Source organism: Fodinibius sediminis (assembly GCF_900182555.1).
In the GTDB taxonomy this organism is placed as follows: domain Bacteria; phylum Bacteroidota; class Rhodothermia; order Balneolales; family Balneolaceae; genus Fodinibius; species Fodinibius sediminis.
On record NZ_FXTH01000006.1, the window covers coordinates 32,613 to 49,138 of the forward strand.

13 protein-coding genes and 1 pseudogene are annotated in these 16,526 nt (G+C 45.7%); 7 read left to right on the plus strand and 7 right to left on the minus strand.

All coding sequences use genetic code 11. The features are described from left to right. Window positions 1-87 precede the first annotated feature (87 nt). From FN808_RS07940 to FN808_RS07950, 3 genes are all read right to left on the minus strand, one after another. On the minus strand, window positions 88-699 hold the full coding sequence (locus FN808_RS07940) for a hypothetical protein (RefSeq protein ID WP_142714038.1): 612 nt from the start codon (window positions 697-699) through the stop codon (window positions 88-90). Between the two features lie 318 nt (window positions 700-1,017). Further along, window positions 1,018-1,464, minus strand: a complete 447-nt coding sequence (locus FN808_RS07945; protein ID WP_142714039.1) for a curli production assembly/transport component CsgF — start codon at window positions 1,462-1,464, stop codon at window positions 1,018-1,020. Between the two features lie 21 nt (window positions 1,465-1,485). Next, entirely contained in the window at window positions 1,486-2,256 is a 771-nt protein-coding gene (locus FN808_RS07950) for a CsgE family curli-type amyloid fiber assembly protein (RefSeq protein ID WP_142714040.1), read from the minus strand. 724 nt (window positions 2,257-2,980) lie between these two features. On the opposite strand from FN808_RS07950, the gene FN808_RS07955 reads away from it, so the two are divergent. Next, window positions 2,981-3,334: a hypothetical protein gene (locus tag FN808_RS07955; RefSeq protein ID WP_142714041.1), complete on the plus strand. Its 354-nt coding sequence runs from the start codon at window positions 2,981-2,983 to the stop codon at window positions 3,332-3,334. Here the strand turns inward: FN808_RS07955 and FN808_RS07960 are convergent. After that, complete coding sequence (locus FN808_RS07960) at window positions 3,331-3,942, minus strand: phosphoribosyltransferase (RefSeq protein WP_142714042.1); 612 nt, start codon at window positions 3,940-3,942, stop codon at window positions 3,331-3,333. The two genes, FN808_RS07955 and FN808_RS07960, sit on opposite strands and share 4 nt — an antisense overlap. 399 nt (window positions 3,943-4,341) lie before the next feature. On the opposite strand from FN808_RS07960, the gene ligA reads away from it, so the two are divergent. The 3 genes and pseudogenes from ligA to polX all read left to right on the plus strand — a co-directional run. Next, window positions 4,342-6,444: an NAD-dependent DNA ligase LigA gene (ligA, locus tag FN808_RS07965; RefSeq protein ID WP_221929971.1), complete on the plus strand. Its 2,103-nt coding sequence runs from the start codon at window positions 4,342-4,344 to the stop codon at window positions 6,442-6,444. An 18-nt stretch (window positions 6,445-6,462) separates the two neighbouring features. Next, complete coding sequence (locus FN808_RS19100; RefSeq protein WP_221929972.1) at window positions 6,463-6,777, plus strand: hypothetical protein; 315 nt, start codon at window positions 6,463-6,465, stop codon at window positions 6,775-6,777. Between the two features lie 18 nt (window positions 6,778-6,795). Beyond that, window positions 6,796-8,220: pseudogene (gene polX / locus FN808_RS07970) on the plus strand (DNA polymerase/3'-5' exonuclease PolX); the annotation flags it as partial. An 89-nt stretch (window positions 8,221-8,309) separates the two neighbouring features. Here polX and FN808_RS07975 read toward each other — a convergent pair. Next, window positions 8,310-9,101 carry an Fpg/Nei family DNA glycosylase gene (locus FN808_RS07975; RefSeq protein ID WP_185958305.1) on the minus strand — a complete coding sequence of 264 codons (792 nt, stop codon included), beginning with the start codon at window positions 9,099-9,101 and terminating at the stop codon, window positions 8,310-8,312. A 390-nt stretch (window positions 9,102-9,491) separates the two neighbouring features. Here FN808_RS07975 and FN808_RS18880 point away from each other — a divergent pair, with 390 nt between their 5' ends. After that, on the plus strand, window positions 9,492-9,662 hold the full coding sequence (locus FN808_RS18880) for a hypothetical protein (RefSeq protein WP_185958306.1): 171 nt from the start codon (window positions 9,492-9,494) through the stop codon (window positions 9,660-9,662). A 66-nt stretch (window positions 9,663-9,728) separates the two neighbouring features. Beyond that, complete coding sequence (locus FN808_RS07980) at window positions 9,729-10,136, plus strand: TraR/DksA family transcriptional regulator (protein ID WP_142714045.1); 408 nt, start codon at window positions 9,729-9,731, stop codon at window positions 10,134-10,136. Window positions 10,137-10,243: 107 nt separating this feature from the next. On the opposite strand, the gene FN808_RS07985 is transcribed toward FN808_RS07980, so the two are convergent. Together FN808_RS07985 and FN808_RS07990 are read right to left on the minus strand one after the other, a co-directional pair. Then, window positions 10,244-11,500 (minus strand): MgtC/SapB family protein, encoded by a 1,257-nt coding sequence (locus tag FN808_RS07985; RefSeq protein ID WP_142714046.1) that lies wholly within the window; start codon window positions 11,498-11,500, stop codon window positions 10,244-10,246. Between the two features lie 20 nt (window positions 11,501-11,520). Further along, on the minus strand, window positions 11,521-12,339 hold the full coding sequence (locus FN808_RS07990; RefSeq protein WP_142714047.1) for a universal stress protein: 819 nt from the start codon (window positions 12,337-12,339) through the stop codon (window positions 11,521-11,523). 767 nt (window positions 12,340-13,106) lie between these two features. Here FN808_RS07990 and FN808_RS07995 point away from each other — a divergent pair. Next, entirely contained in the window at window positions 13,107-16,493 is a 3,387-nt protein-coding gene (locus tag FN808_RS07995) for a SusC/RagA family TonB-linked outer membrane protein (protein WP_142714048.1), read from the plus strand. Window positions 16,494-16,526: the final 33 nt, after the last annotated feature.

Genomic DNA, 16,526 nt, shown 5'->3' on the forward strand with positions numbered 1-16,526 from the left:
TTGATAAGAAAACCGTAGGAGGCTCGTCTAAGCCTCCCCGGTCAAAAGCTTTATTTTATCAAGTAAAGTGTGTCGTTAAAACAACTTTTAGTTGCTTTGGGTGATATTGGCGGAATTGCTGTTCCCCACCTGATCTACATCCGCAAACTGGCTATGGCCCGTTTGTGTAACATCAGCAAAGTTGTGATCGCCGTCCTGCAGTATGAGAGCATCACTGTTAAAGGTATTCACATTTATACCCTGACTCACTGTAGCATGGTTGCGATAACCGTCCTGCAAAACTTCGAGGTAATTATTTTCGGCATATGCACCGGCTCCTTGTGCGGGATTAGTGAAGTTTTGTGTACCGGTCTGCTCAATTAAAGCCTCGTTACTTTGGGAGTTTCCTCCATCGTACCCCTGGCTGAGTAAGGCTGCGTTTCCGTAGCCACTCTGATCAACGGATGCGTCGTTGTTATTGGCAGCATTTCCCGGACCAGTATTAATGGTAGAAAATGGACCCGTAGGGCTGGTTGTTCTTATCGCAAAGGATGTCGTATTTTCACCTTGACCAATAGTTGCTTGGTTGGCTTCACCGACCTGGTCGATGGTGGCCTCGTTACCAGTATTTACCTGATCGATATTGGCATCGTTATTTTGACCGAAGGCCAGGCCTGCAGTCAAAAAAAATGCGAATGTAAGCATTGTTAGCTTCTTCATAGTATGTGTCTTTTTTATTAAAGTTAGCTTATGTAAGCTATTCCGATTATTCGGATTCAGATTTGGAAACTATTTCCAAATCAAACAGGAGAGCAACAATGAAGAAGGCGTGGCGTTGAACAATTATTAAAGAGTTCATAATTTACCTTAAATAATATATTCAACGGGTGGCGTCAGATTTTTTCCGACTTCTGCCGGCAGTAATGCCTGCAGAAAGTTCCTCTGGCGCTGCCCTCTTTATTTGTCTCATCTCCTATATTTTTCGCGCAATTTCCTATTGTTCCGCTTGCTATTCGCTCTTAGCTGTACCTTTTGGAATTAATCATTACCTGAAAATCCTGTTGGTATCGTAATACTTGTTGATTCGCCTGATAGTATATTTTGTATATCTATGCTTACCCCATCGGGCCCCGGATTTACCTTAATGTTAAACTCACCAAATTCATAGCTGTTTTGTTCGTTAAGGTTGACATTGTCTTCACCAAATCGATCACCGATAATCTGCCGGGTCAGCTGGGACAGTACCTGACGCTGCAGGGATTGTTCAAAATTGGCCAGGGGATCCCGGTTAAAACCCGAACGTCCTCCCTGGAATTTATTCTGCTGGTTGGCCGAGTTCAGCAGCCAGCTGTAATTGGCGTATGAGCCGCCAAAGGCCGGGTTTTTGGGCTGGTAAACGAAGTCCTGGGCTTCGGCGGAATTCGAAAGCCCCAGCACTACACAAACCGAAAGCACAAAAGGAAAGAGTAATTTTTTTTGATCCATAGTCTTATTTAAGTAATTAAATTAATAGCCTGATAGTGAGTTCGATGAAGATCGCTGGCGCAGGAGCGTTCGATAGCAGATCACCACGGCTTGCCGAGCCATTTTTTCGGTATAGGCGTACTTGGGCTGAAGACGATTTTGAAATACCTTTTCGTTATCAATGTGGATGGTAATCATGGTTCCCCGCGATGGAGTAGGTTGCTCCGATATCGTGATCATAAAGTTGCTGGCCCCGGAGGGAGGTTCCCAGTGGCGGTAAAAGAGGTTATAGAAATCAATACCCATTTTGCTGCGCGTCTCATCCAGTACCATACCGTTAATTGATATGGTTGATCTCTGGGGGGAGGATGTTTTTTCCTGATCGGTTCCAGTCTGTTGCTCTTGTGCAACAACTTTCTTAAAAGCCTCCCGGAATTCACTGAGTTTTTTGTTTCCCGCTTTCCCCTGCGAACTGTTTTCGGCCGGGGATTGGGGTTCTCGCTTTTTCCTTTTTTTTAACCTGTTCCTGTTTTCAACAAGTGAGCTGTCTCGGCGAGTTACTATAAGGGCCGGGATGGTGAGCTTTTGACCGATGTAAATAGTGTAAGAAGTATCAACCCTATCCGCATTGGCCTCGTAGATTTTTTCCCAAGAGTTGGGATGGCCAAAAGCTTCTGCAATGTTTTTCAGGTTGTCTCCGGCTTTGACGGTGTACTGGTAGGGTACGGTATCTTTTTTATTCTGTGCGTATAACGTTGAGCTACAGGTAATTATGCTAGAAAGAGATATAATGATGCTATACCTTAATCCCATAAATGAACGCCAACTAAACTGTTGTTTTGCCTGCTAAATTATATAGTCTCTCACGAGTTATATTGTCTGACAATTACAAAGAAAAACAATAATCAGGTTTGTCTCTCAAGTGAACATACACGCACCCGATTGCTCTCTTTCTCTTTTACTGCTCAATTCTTGGTTCCGAATTTATTGAGATCTATCTCTATTACAGTACCAAAAAGCCAGGATGAAGATTTTTTGCGTTAATCAGGTCAAAAGGATGCAAAAAAAATGCCAGCTTTTAATTTTAGGGGATATTATCGATTGAAGGGTGAAAAAGGGCTTTTAAAGATACCTTTTACCGGAGGACACAGATATCAGCCAAGTGTGTAAATCTTTCACCACATAGTATGGGTAATATTTGGACAAGAGAGAGTATGCTTGCTTCAGCTATATCAATAGGTTAGTGGGGTTGGTCTCGGATGGTTTGTTGCTTGCCAGATATAAGAAGGAGGAAGTGAATCTCTGAGCTAAGAGCTGTAAACCATTTACCTATTTAGGGGCTTGTTAACAGTGGGAAAGAGCGAATCCGATATGTATTATAGTTTGCCACGCGGTTCCAGTGTAGGCAATAAAAAGATGAGAGCAGTAACTTCAAAGATTCTTCCCCAACGCTGAGGAGGAAAAGCAGCTTATCCATGTATGAGACGGTATTGATTAGTATGTCGTATTCGAATAGAGTTACCAAAAAATGTCCTTTTTGGCATATATCGAACCTTGTGTTCGCCAATCAGTTCTTTTTTCAACTATGCCAGCTCCTTCTCTTGGGGTATTTATCTGGGCATCCGGTTTTGAATTTTATCTGCTTTCAAACGCTCAACTTTCAGGATTTTATATTTCGAGGCAGTCTGCTTGTCAAGGGGGCACCGCTATCCGCGGCAATACCCGCCATCGTGGGGCGGGCTTTGGCAAAATGCGGGAGGCTGCCGGTGACGAACCGAAACTGTGGATAAAAGAAAGAGCGGGCCGCTGGCTGTTCAAATTGATCCGCCTAAGCTTCGGAGTAATGGGGCAACTCATTTTTAATGACCGCGCTGCTGCAGCATATTCCTAAAAGTAATTTCCTTTCATTTTCATGACCGTCTCTACCAATGCTTTATCAACGTTAAGCTCATATTTTTTAGCCAGATGCCTGCGGGCCTCCGCGGTATCCGCCTGCAGCATATCATCCCGTTTCAAAAATTCCAGGATATCTTCTGTAGCAGCCCACTGGTAAATCAGCCATTCCCATCTTTCCTGCTTTCTGCCTACAAAATCCACGGTGTAAGAGCTTCCTTCTTTTTGATGAAGTACCGCCGTGTTCAGTTCTGAAGGATGAAAAGATTGTACATGGTTCACGGCAAGCTGCATGGTTTTTCCCGAATCATTCACATCGTCGACCAGCAGTACCTTTTTACCTTTAAGATCGACTCTGACCGGGTCAATGATCTCCGCTTGTTCCATCTGATGAGCGCCGCTGGAGTAGTGTTTTATTTGCAGTGAAGAGAGCCGGTCAACATTAAGGAAATCACAGAGCAGCCTCCCGGGCAGCATACCGCCGCGGGCAATAGCGATAATGATATCCGCCGTTACCGAGGCTTCCATGATATTTCTTGCAAGCTCCGATGTGGTCCTGTATACCTCCTGAAGAGAAACCAGGCTGGCAGTAAAGTTCTCTTTCATCTGTCTCTCAGTATTTATTCCGGTTGCTGTTGCCCACCATCATGACAGATGCCCAATAATACAGGGAGGCTATTAATCCATCGTCCGCAGCTGGTGGGGTAAGTGTCAGGTGCTCAACAACTAATGTTACAAATTATCGGTTGAAATTCATTCATAATACTTATGACAAATACGGCATAGGGCGGATCCCGGGGGGCAGCCTGGCCGAACAGGCTCCCAAACGGGGGCAATTATTCCGTTAAGCGTTATGTCATTCGGCGCTCAAGGGAAACGCCCTGCAAAGGGGAGGGAGATTGACCTACGTACAGCGATTACCGGAATACGTATTATGAGTTCATATTGCAGTCTCGCCATCGTTAATCCATTCCAGACAGAAAAATGGGAAGAAGTCTTAATGTTGTGAACCTGGAAAAAAGCCCGGAGAAAGCAACTGAAAAACTGCTGGGAATTACGGCCGACGAGATTGAAAGCCGGGAAGAGGCGGCTGACCTCGCTGCATCGCTTCGTAAAGTAATATCTTATCACGACCACAGGTATTATGTAATGAATGATCCGGTTATTTCCGACTCCGAATATGACCGGTTATTTCATTTGCTGGAGGATGTTGAAGATCGCTGGCCGGACCTGGTCACTTCCACCTCGCCCACTCAGCGCATTGGAGAAAAAGTATCGGGTGAATTCCCGGAAGTGGATCACCTGACGCCAATGTTATCACTGGATAACTCCTATGACCTTGAGGACCTGGAGGATTTCGATAAGCGGGTCAGGAAGTTGATCGGCAAAAAGAAGGTTAACTATACAGTGGAACCCAAGTTGGACGGTGCGGGCATTTCACTGGTTTACGAGGATGATAAATTTGTACGAGGCGCAACTCGGGGCGATGGGCGAAAAGGAGAAGACATCACCCACAATCTGAGAGTATTGAGAAGCATCCCCCTCAAAATAAACATATCCGAATTAGGTATCTCCCGGGTGGAAATCAGGGGAGAGGTGTTGATCGAAAAACAGGAGTTTAAACAACTAAACAAACAGCGGGAAGGCCGTGGGGAGAGCCTCTTAGCCAATCCCCGGAATGCAGCTGCAGGCTCGTTGAGGCTGCAGGATCCGGAAGAGGTAGCCCGGCGGAAGCTGTCAGCATGGATCTATCAAATAAGTTATGCAGAGGATGCCGGGGGGCGCGAAGTGCTTGCCAGTCAATTTGAAACACAGGAACAGGTTATCGCAACGCTCCATAAATTGGGTTTCAAGACCCCGTCTGAACATCTGGAGTCGACCGAGTCGGCCGAACAGCTGCTGGACATATGCAAGGATTGGGAGGAGCGACGCGAAGAATTCCCCTATGAAATTGATGGAGTGGTGATCAAAGTAAATGATCTCAAACTGTACGACGAACTTGGATTGACATCTCACCATCCGCGATGGGCCATCGCCTATAAATTCCGCGCGCGGCAGGCCACAACCAAGCTGATGGGAGTTCATTTCCAGGTCGGCCGTACGGGGACAATAACACCCGTGGCCGAATTGGATCCGGTTGAGGTAGGCGGGGTATCGATATCTTCGGCTACCCTGCACAACGAGGATTATATCAACAACAGGGATATTCAGCTTAATGATACTGTATTGCTCGAGCGAGCGGGTGATGTCATTCCATATATCGTAAAACCCATCAAAGAGCACAGGCACGGCAATACCCAAAAGATCAGGTTCCCCCGGGAATGTCCGTCTTGTGGCTCCGCATTAGTGCGGCCCGAGGGAGAAGCTTCCTGGCGGTGCGTAAATGCGAGTTGCCCGGCCCAGGCCAAACAGCGCATTAAGCATTATGTTTCGAAGCAGGCCATGGATATTGACGGACTTGGCGCAAAAATTGTCGAGCAGTTTTATGAAAAGGGACTTTTGCAAACCATTCCCGACCTATATGATCTGGATTACGATAAAATCAGGCAGATGGAAGGATTTGGAGAAAAGTCGGTTTCCAATCTAAAAAAAGCGGTGGACGCCTCCCGGGGACGGCCGATACGGCGCCTGATCTACGCTCTGAGTATTCCCATGGTGGGAGCCGATACCGCGCGGACGCTGGCTGAGTCGATTGAGTGCGTGACTGACCTGGAGTCGAGCTCCCGGGAGGATCTGATGAAACTCAATGATATAGGCAGCGCCGTGGCCGAGAGCGTCCAGCATTTCTTCGACCGAAAGGAGAATATCGGGATGATTAAAAACCTTGAGGCCGCAGGTGTCCAGGTATGTAAATCAAAAGAAGAGCGGGAAAAGAAGGACACCTTGGCGGGCCTTACCTTTGTTTTTACCGGGGCACTGGAGTCCTACACCCGCGAGGAGGCAAAAGAGCTGGTTGAACGACGGGGTGGCCGGGCGGTCGGCAGTATCTCGTCAAAAGTGGATTACCTGGTTCAGGGTACGGAGCCGGGCTCCAAGCTGGATGAGGCGCGGGATAAGGGCATTCCTGTTATCGATGAGGAGAAGTTCCTGGAACTGCTAAACGAATAAGAATAAAGGGAGAAACCCATGTACAAACTTAACAAAAAGCTTTCCGGGATCTTCAGGGAAATGGCTGGTATCTACCGGTTTAGGGGAAGCGAAGACCGGTTCAGGGTTCAGGCCTACGAAAATTCTGCTCGGGTTCTTGACCACCTGCAGGAGGATATCCGGAATTACATGAAGAACGATCACCTGGTAGAAGTCAAGGGCATCGGCGAAAGTATAGCCAAAAAAATTCGCGAATATGTCAAAACCGGGAAAATCGACAAGTATGAGGAACTGAAAAAGAATGTCCCGCCGGACTTTGTAGATCTGATGGACGTACAGGGCATTGGACCGTAAACCCTTGAAAGATTTCATGAAGAGCTGGGCGTGACAACCAGGGGGGAGTTAAAAGAAGCGTTAGAGAGTGGAAAAGTTGAAGAGCTCAAGGGATTTGGCGAAAAGTCTGTTGAAAATCTGTTGGAGGGATTAAAAGAGAAGGAAAAAGCGGATCGCCGCATTCTTCTGGCTGAAGCACTGGAAATTTCAGAAATGATGCTGAATGAGCTTGAAAAGCAGAAAAGTATACTTAGACTGGAAGTGGCAGGCAGCATTCGGCGAAAAAAAGAAACGATCGGGGATATAGATATTTTGGCAACAGCTGATTCCGGGGAATGGGCGTCCATTGCCGATTTCTTTACCTCGATGGAATCGGTTACAAAAGTCATTGCCAGGGGGGAGACGAAATCGAGCGTTATTGTGGAACATCATGATCGGCAAGTTGATCTGCGTCTCATTGAAGAAGACGCCTGGGGTGCAGCGTTGCTTTATTTTACAGGGTCCAAAGAGCATAATATTCAGTTGCGAAAAATTGCAAAGGACAAGGGGTTCAAGATAAGCGAGTATGGAATGTTTACAGTTGATGACGATGAAAAAGTAGCAGGTAAAACCGAGGAAGAGCTGTATGACCAATTGGGCATGCAGTGGATTCCTCCTGAAATGCGCGAGAACAATGGTGAGATTGAACTGGCCCGAAAAGATGCCCTGCCCGAGCTTGTCCAAGGGGAGCACATCAAGGGGGATATGCACTTTCACTCCGACTGGTCGGATGGCACCAACTCACTTGAAGAGCTGGCCCGGTATTTGGATGAACACTATCCATACGACTATGCCGTTGTTTCCGACCACTCCAAATCGTCCCGAATAGCAGGAGGGCTTACCGGGGAGGAGTTCGAAAAACAATTTGAAGAGATCGAACAAGTCAACGATGCCATTGGGCGACCACTTCTAAAGCGGGGAGTAGAGGTAGATATCCTGGCTGATGGATCCCTTGACTTAGATAACGGCCTGCTCGAAAAGATGGAGTGGGTGACCGCATCCATCCACAGCCGATTTAATCAGGACAACACCGAACGTATCCTGAAAGCCTGTGAAAATCCATTTGTCAATGTTATCGGGCATCTCACCGGACGCCTGATCGGCAAACGCAGGGAATATGCTGTTGATTTGGAAAAAGTCATCCATAAAGCCAGGGAAACGGGAACCGCCCTGGAGATCAATGCGCAGCCGGAACGAATGGATCTGAACGATGATGCAGTCAGAGCCGCGCGGGAAGCCGGGGTCCTGCTCGTGGCCGGGACGGACAGCCATGATCTTTCCAGTTTCCAGTATATGGACCTGGCCATCAGTATAGCCCGGCGAGGATGGTGTACCGCCAAAAATATGTTGAATACCCGCTCGTGGGAAGAGGTGCAGGCATTTGTCAAACAGAAACGGGACCAATTTTTGAGCCCCTCAAAGTGATGTTCGGTCAGCTTTTGCCCTGACAGGGGGGGGGCACATCGAAGAAGGGGAGGCTGCGATCCTATGCCGGCCCGGTTAATGAGCTATACCTACCTGGATTGACAGTCAGGACAGTAATAGGCAGATCGGCTTCCCACCGGTATTTTCTCAACAGCCGTCCCGCACCGGGGACATTCTTTTCCCTCTGAGCGATAGTTGAATAGAAAAGAGTCGGGAATGGTTTCATACTCTGGAACGGCCTCTACATAGGTTTCAAGCACCAAAGCTACATTTTCATGTAGCGTTCGCAGCTCATTTTCTCCCAGGGTGGGAATGTTCTTCTTGGGATGCATCATGGATTGGAATAATATTTCATCCGAACATACATTCCCAATTCCAGCAATAAAATGTTGGTCCATCAAGGTGGTTTTGATCATCCCTCGTTTATCTTCAAAAAGACGTAGGAATGTTTCGGGGTCGCTCAGGTCTCGTAAAGCATCCGGCCCCAGCTTTTTATCTTTCAGAAAGTGCTCCCGATCTGTCGTGAGGCTAATATTTCCGAGCATGCGCATGCAGTCAAAAGCCAGATGGGCTCCATTTTCAAAGTCCATGATCGCACGCGGATAATCCGGTGTATGGTCTTCTGTTTTGTAGTAGACCGGACGGCCGGTCATTCCGAAATGAAGCACAAGCTGACAGCTCTTGCCGGCCTGCAGGAAGAGATATTTTCCGTGCGCATACGTCGATTCGAATGCTACCCCTTTCAGGCAAGACTGTAATTTTTGAGAAGAAAGATCGCGCAGCACCTCCGGATTATGTACCCTTGTTCGTTGAATCGGTTTGTGCAGGGAGGTTGCATCGATGTATTTCTTAAAATATCTGACTTCCGGCAACTCGGGCATAAAAAACAAAAGTTGGTTACGGGCAGGCTTTAACTTAGCGAAAAACAGCATTGTTTTGAATTGAAAATGCGCGGCCGGAAGGTATTGTCCGTTAACGGCTTTATTCTGGCTTCCCGTCATTAATCCATCCACGTAATACGAAAAAGCCGAGTGCTCATGTATTAACAATGCACTTAAGCTGGAAGGGAGGTAGTTAGAAGTTGTCCATTTTAGATGCTGTTTTTCCCGTCAGGCAGGGGGGGACTGCCCTACATTCATTATATCCTGATCCCTTTCATCAAAGTATTAGTGTATCAGTTAACATTCCTGCCATTAGCTCATAACTGACTATTTATTAAGAGAGTTAGATAAAATTTTTTTAACAGTGTGAAAACTAAATCATAAGCAACGATGGAAGAACTGGATCACATATCCCCTAAAGATAAAATGACCTTCAAAGAACACTACGACAATATTCATTATGCATTAAAAAAGGTATCAGGAAAAAACGGCTCCACTGTTTCTTCAGATTTTTCCAATCAGAACCAGGCCCCATCTTCAAAATTACGAGCTGTCTACTAAGTGTTTTAAATCGTCCATTTTTTTTCGCTACGTCCGCAGTATTCATAATTTATATCAATAAGGATTATGGAAACCAAACAGCTTAAGAGTAAAGCAAACGATCGCATAACACCCTATAGCGACCAGGAGCTTGAATTTTTTCGGCAAATCATACTCAGTAAACTCAACGAAGCCAGTCAGGAACTGGAAGCCCTTAAGGGAGCTTTACGCGAAGAGATTGACAATACCAGCACCAAGGTTACCTATTCTTCCCATATGGCTGACGTCGGTACAGATACCAGAGAGCGGGATAAAATCTACATATTATATAATCGAACCCGCAAATTTATCAACTATCTCAATCGCGCCCTCGAGCGGATTGAAAATAAAACATACGGTATTTGCAAGGTGACGGGTAAAAAAATATCCAAAGGTCGATTAGAGGCGGTGCCTCATACCCAGCTCAGCATTGAGGCCAAGCGAAGACAGCGTTAACAGGCTCTATTTGAATGTCTGCCAGCTTCTGATTGATACGTTGAATGCGCCCAGGAAAACCAAGAGAAATCGAAAGGCATGGCCCGTGTCTGCCTAATTACAGGTAGTCAGCTTAACAACAAACCGGGTATGCTAGCCAGCATAATCAATAGAAAGAAAATCAGGGGTTTCAAGGCGTTTTTTACGCCGCTGTAAAAGGCGAAAATAGCCCCTTTGATGAAGGTGTTGGAGATAGCAACAAGGATCAATCCATTTGCGGCCGCCTCTGCGGAAAGGGTTGTTCCTCCCATTTGCAAAAGGGAAAGGGCAATAGCGTCCATGTCAACCATTCCTGAAATTATCGACAGGCCATAAACGCCCGGATCTCCCAGCCATTGTTTGCTGCCTTCCGAAAGCAGCATAACCAGGGCTAAAATAAGTCCAAAGGGTATCGCCGTACTTAGCTGCAGGGGGTTCCTGATAGAAGAGAATTGCTTTTGTTTTTTGGGATACTCGCCATTCAGCCATACCCACAAGGCTAATCCTGATGTTGCAACAATCATCAATACCACTGAAGGCCCGACTCCATAAATCAAGGCTGGATTAAAAATGCCCACCCACAACAGCATGTGGACAAGAGCGGTAAAATTGGCAATGAGAGCCCCGATAACTACCATGTCAGTCGTTCCCCCATCGCGGGCAATACGTCCCAGTGTTACCGTAACTGCGATGGACGAGACCAGCGAGCCGGCACATGAGGTAAAAAGGATTCCCTTATCACTGCCCAGGTATTTCATTGAAAAATAGCCCATGTAGGAGATCCCGGCTATTAAGACTACCATGCCCCATATTTCAAATGGGTTCAGAGCGCCCCAGGGCCCGTAGCCGCGGTTGGGAAGCAGGGGCAATACGACCGCTGAAATGGCCAAAAATAGGATCCCCGAATAAAACTCCTGAGGCTCTATGGTTTTAACCCAGGTATGCAGCCTGGGTTTAATGCTTAGCAGCAACACCATGACCACTGTTACGGCCACCGACAATATGATGTACCCCTTGATCACGGCCACACCAATCCCGAAAGTAACAAAAGCTGCCATCTCTGTGGTGAGGCCGAGCAATCCTGTTTGCCGGACATACTGGTAGTAACCAACCATGATAATCAAAACAAATCCCACCAGGGCTGCACCCAGCAGAATGGCTCCGACATGTTCCGAAAGGATACCCCAGATACCCCCGGACAATGCAATTAGCGTAAAGGTTCGAATGCCAGCCGTTCGCTGTCCCTCTTTTTTTTGCTGGAAACTCCAGCCGCGCTCGATACCAATGATGAACCCCAGGACCAGAACAAGGCCCATCCTGCCAAGTAATTGAATTTCTGTCTCCATCCACCCGTGGTTTTGGACATCTATTGTTTGATGGTTCTGTCTTCTTGTTCCTCTTCTGCGTATCGTTCTCCGGCTAAGGAGAGAAACGGTATGATGCTTTCAAATTCAATTTTACGGGCATGATCTGTTTGCATCATTTTTTCATAGAACGTTTTCTTATACCGTGTCAAGACGATAAGCTGTGCCTCGTGGGTGGCCATATAATCAACAATGCCTTTTTTGAAGGATGCATTAAAAACCCGCTCAAAAGAAAGCTTTTCATAGTTTACCCCTTCCAAGGCTACCTCCCTGAACCCTCTGAATTTTATGAGTTCTTCGAGGGAATCGTCGGTGAACAGGTGAAGAACATGCAGGTTGGCATTAAAATGTCTGGCCCAGCCTGATATTTCTTTTAGGGCGGATAAATCCCCCTCGTTAAAATCAGTCATAAACACGATATCCTCAAAACCCGAATAGGTGCTTTTTTGAGGAATAGCAAGTACCGGGACCCCGGATTTGGAAATCACCTCTGTGGTTGTACTGCCTAAAAATTTTCTGCCGCCGGAACTGCCCTTGCTCCCTATCACGATAAGATCGGCCTCAATCTCTTTTGCTTGCCTGAGTATTGACGCACTTGGGTCCCCGAATTCTGTTAATGTCTGAGCGTCAACTTTCTGAAAGCGATCATCGTTTATAAGACGTTCCAATAGCCTTTCTGATGATAGTGAAAACGTGCTTTGCATTGAATGCATTAAATACAGACGAGCCTTCAGGTTTAAAGCCATCTCGATAGCATAGGAAACTGCTCTTTTTGAACAATCGGAAAAATCCGTTGGGGCCAGGATATTTTTTATCTCCATTTTGGTCTGTTTTTTAAAGTTACGTCTTTTACCCCTTAAATTTAGGCGGATGATTTATATTTATATGTAGGTCATTTACCTAAATATTGGGTTCCGGAAAGGACGGGAATCTCCCTATCCACGCCTCACCAGCCAAGACCGGCTGTCTGAAGAAACCTTGAGTCAAAACTTTCAACCTTTAACATGCAACGTGCAACTAAACTAACTTCAAATGGAGCTTCCCCCTTTCATCAAAGAGTAACAACCCCCCTCCGGCCTAACGAAAGGTGAGGTGCCCGTTTCGCCGGGGCGAGCGAGAGCGGGCTCCCCGATGAATCGGGGCTGTCTGACGACCAGCGGGAGGAGTTAAATGATTTTAGCGATGCGAGTCGCGGTGGGATGCCGAAGTTGTTAAGGTCCTCGCGTATGTCATTCCAATAGAAAAAGCACTTGAGCTGATTGGTCATCGAGAGGCTGCGGGTTTAGCCCCGAAAAAATTCCATTCTCAGATTTTAAAAAGCACTGCACTACAATGTGGATGCATTGGAGCTTGATGTAGTGATTCCGGCGATGAATAGCAGTTGTTTTACCTGAACCATGGTTTCATCATGATATTTGTCTGACGCTTGAGGGAGATATCATTTCAGATCAGACAAAGAAAATGAGGGGAGGCCAACGGACCAACGATTCTTGTCGGTGATATACTTTCTCATCTATCCAATATGGCTGTAGGAATAAAGACACACAGGCTCAAGTTCGTAATAGTTTGATAATATTAAGTTTCAAGTATGGTCAAAGTTGAGAACTATTATCTCCATCCAATAAACGAAAGGTCATGGTCTAAGTTAAAATCAAAAAAAGCTAATCTTTTAGGAATGATGAACTGGGATAGAATGAAAAAAAAATCTATAGCACTGCGGAAACAAGCTGCTTCCTTGATTATAATCTTAATTGGATTCACGTCCCAGTTATATGGTCAAGAAGTTAGTGGAATCGTGACAGATGAAGCCGGTACCCCACTTCCAGGAGTTAACATACTCGTTAAAGGTACGAATACGGGGACTTCATCAGGTGCAGAAGGTGGGTTTGAGTTAACAGTTCCGTCGCTGCAGGATACGTTGGTATTCTCATTTATTGGGTATGGAAAGCAAGAAATATCAATTAATGGCCGGTCAGAAATTAAGGTACAGATGCAGTCAGAAGCTCTATCCAGCAAAGAATTGATCGTTGTTGGGTATGGTACCCAGGAAGAAGAAAATCTTGTTGGTTTTGTAAGTAAAGCGGGGGTTGAGGATATTTCAACGCGTCCATCTGCAGATATAGCACGTTCTTTGCAGGGAGCGGTGCCAGGATTAAATATTAGATCGTCATCAGGCGGTGACCCTTCGGCGACGCCGGAGATTAATATTCGCGGGTTTAACTCGATTAACGGTGGATCGCCCCTTGTTTTAGTGGATGGAATCGAGGAGGATCTTGCGAATGTGAATCCCAATAATATTGAAAGTGTAACCGTCTTGAAAGATGCGCAAGCTGCAGCTATTTATGGTGCTCGAGGTTCCTTTGGCGTCGTTTTGGTAACTACAAAATCAGGTAGGGAAGGAGTGTTTGAAGTTGAATATTCCAACAATGTCGGTTTCACAACAAATACTGCGCGTACAGATTTTGTAACTAACCCTGCAACCTATGCCAGATGGGCGGATGGTGCAATTGGTAACTACCATAGTGGTTGTTATGTATGTTATGATGAGGAAGATTATGAGGTTGCAGAGCAGGTAGCTAATGGCGAAAGAGAACCCTTTTATGAGCAGCAGCCGGATGGGACGTATAAATTCTATGAAAATAATGATTACTACGACATCCTTTTTAAAGACCGGCGTCCGCATGTTATGCATAACTTATCTGTCTCCGGAGGATCTGATAAACTGAGAGGGGCGGTGTCAGGAAGGATATATCGCAGAGATAGGATTCAAAATATCCAAGATGCGGTAATGAGGCGATATAATCTTCAGCTTAACTTAACGGCTACTCCTTATGAGTGGTTGGAATTATCTGCTATTAATAGGTTCAGCAGCAGATTTGATGAGCAATATGCAGGGACCAAAAACGGTTGGGGCGGTGCCTTTGGGGTTTCTAAATGGCGCGACCTTTTTCCCAACTATCCAGCTTTTGTAGATGGAGAAGGAGTAAGTGTGGGCCGAACCCGAAATGGATATGTAGGCCGTTTGGGAGCCTTGAAAGAAGGGGCAGCACATCGCGAATGGCGATATGAAAAACAAACGAACACGCTTAAAGCTGAATTGAGTCCAATCGATGCATTAGTACTCAATATGGATTATAGTTACAGCATTGATAGAACGGACCGGACATTTTCGTACACGCCATTTAGTTATCTGTCGGGTAACGAGCTTGAGTTAGTAGAGAATGCCGGTCTTAATCGACACAATGAGTATCGCTGGAAGGATTATTATAAAGCGTTGAATATTTATGGAACGTATACTCAAGGTGTGGCAGAAAGGCATAATTTCAAGTTAATGCTTGGTTTCAATCAGGAGGTGTTTGATCGCGATAGAGTGGGTGCCAGAATTGAGGAGCTGCTCACAAAAGATAAGGCTAACCTTTCGTTTGGAACTGAAATGTTAGATATGTCAGGCTCTACCCTGGAATGGGCTCTTCAAGGCTATTTTGGTCGTTTCAATTATGATTATGATGACAGGTATTTATTGGAAGTTAATACCCGTTATGATGGATCCTCTCGTTTCCCCGAAGGTAACCGGTGGGGCTTATTCCCTTCAGTGGGTGTGGGTTGGCAGGTAGATAATGAAAGCTTCTGGCGTTCTTCGTTAGCAAATGTGGTTTCCTCATTAAAGCTGAGGGCTTCTTATGGAAAGTTGGGAAATCAAAATGTAGGCGTAAATACCTTCCGACAACTCATAGGGATGGGTAAAAAATCATGGTTGGTTAACGGCCAGGAAGTGAACTATGCCAGGGCGCCAGAGCCTCTTCCGGCGAACATTGGCTGGGAAAAAATTACGTCTACAAATATCGGCGTTGATATGGGATTTGTCGAAGATAAGTTAACGACTTCTCTGGATCTTTATGAACGCAATACAAGTGATATGTATCTGCCCGGACAGCCACTTCCTGCTGTCTTTGGCGCTTCCGAACCCCGAAGAAACTACGCATCGATGCGAAATAGAGGTTTTGAATTAACGGTTGGTTATAATGACCAATTTAACATAATGGGCTCCGCTCTTTCTTTTGATATCCAAGCCAATATATCAAACAACAAGGGGGTAATCACAAAATTTGATAACCCAAATGGATTATTAAGCACTTTTTGGGAGGGGCAGAAGCTTGGTGAGATATGGGGCTATCGTATTGATGGCCAATTTCAGTCCGACGAAGCGGCAGCAGCATTTCAAAATCAATTTGGCACAGAGAATTTGGTGGAGGTTTACCGGGGAATTCTTGACTGGGGATCCAATTCGGATTGGAATTACCTGAGAGGAGGAGATCTCAAATATGTAGATGTGGATGGGGATGGTGAAATTAACAATGGGGAAAATACCTTGGAAGATCCCGGTGATTTACAACGCATTGGAAACGCGATGCCACAATTTCCTTATGGCTTTAGCATCAGTGCCAATTGGAAAAATATTGATGTGTCTGTTATCGGTCAAGGCATAGCAAAACAACATTGGTACCCGTCAGGTCCATTATACTGGGCAACCTTTCACAGGCCGTACGTGTCTTTTATTAGAAAAGATATGTTAGACAAAGTGTGGGATTCTGAACATCCGAATGACCCCGACAGAATTTATCCTCAACGTCAAAGAGCGTATAATGCTTTAAGTTCAGGTCGTATGTCGGCTAATGTTAATGACCACTATTTAACCAATATAGGATATCTAAGATTAAAAAATATCACAATTGGTTATACCCTTCCGACCGATTTTACTGAAAAGGTCAACCTCAAAAGACTAAGAATCTTCGTTAGTGGCGAGAATTTATTTACCTGGAGATTTGGGGGTTTAACAGAGTACCTGGACCCGGAAGAGGTAGGGGCACATGTAAGCTACTCCAATCCCAATGGTGTCAGAGCAAAACCTCCACGGGATACCCAATTATATCCGATGGGGAAAACATATTCGGCAGGAGTGGAAGTAAGTCTCTAATACATACTCATCAACTTCGAAACAGATCGGCAG

Bases quoted from the DNA above. Each gene is read 5' to 3' on its own strand.
- FN808_RS07940 (WP_142714038.1), bottom strand. From the start codon at position 699: ATGAAGAAGCTAACAATGCTTACATTCGCATTTTTTTTGACTGCAGGC.
- FN808_RS07945 (WP_142714039.1), bottom strand. From the start codon at position 1,464: ATGGATCAAAAAAAATTACTCTTTCCTTTTGTGCTTTCGGTTTGTGTA.
- FN808_RS07950 (WP_142714040.1), bottom strand. From the start codon at position 2,256: ATGGGATTAAGGTATAGCATCATTATATCTCTTTCTAGCATAATTACC.
- FN808_RS07960 (WP_142714042.1), bottom strand. From the start codon at position 3,942: ATGAAAGAGAACTTTACTGCCAGCCTGGTTTCTCTTCAGGAGGTATAC.
- FN808_RS19100 (WP_221929972.1), top strand. From the start codon at position 6,463: ATGTACAAACTTAACAAAAAGCTTTCCGGGATCTTCAGGGAAATGGCT.
- FN808_RS07975 (WP_185958305.1), bottom strand. From the start codon at position 9,101: ATGCCCGAGTTGCCGGAAGTCAGATATTTTAAGAAATACATCGATGCA.
- FN808_RS18880 (WP_185958306.1), top strand. From the start codon at position 9,492: ATGGAAGAACTGGATCACATATCCCCTAAAGATAAAATGACCTTCAAA.
- FN808_RS07980 (WP_142714045.1), top strand. From the start codon at position 9,729: ATGGAAACCAAACAGCTTAAGAGTAAAGCAAACGATCGCATAACACCC.
- FN808_RS07985 (WP_142714046.1), bottom strand. From the start codon at position 11,500: ATGGAGACAGAAATTCAATTACTTGGCAGGATGGGCCTTGTTCTGGTC.
- FN808_RS07990 (WP_142714047.1), bottom strand. From the start codon at position 12,339: ATGGAGATAAAAAATATCCTGGCCCCAACGGATTTTTCCGATTGTTCA.
- FN808_RS07995 (WP_142714048.1), top strand. From the start codon at position 13,107: ATGGTCAAAGTTGAGAACTATTATCTCCATCCAATAAACGAAAGGTCA.